At 48.5% G+C, this 482-nt stretch carries 1 pseudogene; it reads right to left on the reverse strand.

The features are described from left to right. Window positions 1-220 precede the first annotated feature (220 nt). Window positions 221-482: pseudogene (locus HMPREF3050_RS14660) on the reverse strand (hypothetical protein); the annotation flags it as partial.

Consider the following 482-nt stretch of genomic DNA (forward strand, 5'->3'; position numbering starts at 1 on the left):
AAGGCGAGGTAACGCCGTACCGGTTTAAAGTTAAGCCACTATAACATCCGCAACACAAACACAAGAAAGAGACTCAAAATGAAAGAATTGATCAAACTCGCCGCCGCATCGCTGATCGGTATGTCCGGTCTAACCGCTGGCGCTACCCACATCGCCGACAATATGCGTACCGCGATTAAAAAATAAGCTCGGGCTGTTTTAATCCCCAAGCTGTCGGAAGTCAAAGCAAAGGTCGTCTGAAAAGTTTCAGACGACCTTTTTTGATTGGATCGGGTTTGTGCGATAAGGTGCAAACCTCAAAACGGGCGCAGTCGTATCGGGTAAACGGTTTTCCTTTGGTCTGTCGGGAAAGCATGATTTGCGGACTGTATGCCGCGTAGCCGAAAGCTGCTCTTTCCCATTCTTTTGCTATCGGTTGGGAAACAAGACAAGCCTGCCCGTTATGTTGAAAAGGGGTCGTCTGAAACTTTTCAGACGACCCC

The sequence above is a fragment of the Neisseria sp. HMSC065D04 genome (assembly GCF_001815675.1).
Lineage (GTDB): Bacteria > Pseudomonadota > Gammaproteobacteria > Burkholderiales > Neisseriaceae > Neisseria.